The 244-nt window shown below is 49.2% G+C and carries 1 pseudogene; it reads right to left on the reverse strand.

The features are described 5' to 3' along the window. A pseudogene (gene deoD, locus AB4512_RS23830) lies at positions 1–244 on the reverse strand (purine-nucleoside phosphorylase); the annotation flags it as partial.

Consider the following 244-nt stretch of genomic DNA (forward strand, 5'->3'; position numbering starts at 1 on the left):
TTGCGCCGTATTCAGCACACACACCATAGATACCTGCCGCTTCCATCTCGACGCCAACAATGCCGTATTTGTCCATCACTTCGAACATATCTGGATCTGGCGTGTAGAACAACTCCGCCGAGAACAGGTTACCCACTTTTACGTCTACACCACGCGCTTTTGCTGCATATTCTGCCGCACGCACCATTTTGTAATCTGCGATAGCCGCGAAGTCATGACCTTTAAAGCGAATACGGTTCACTTT

Source organism: Vibrio sp. 10N.222.52.B7 (genome assembly GCF_041474275.1).
GTDB classification, from domain to species: Bacteria; Pseudomonadota; Gammaproteobacteria; order Enterobacterales; family Vibrionaceae; genus Vibrio; species Vibrio crassostreae_C.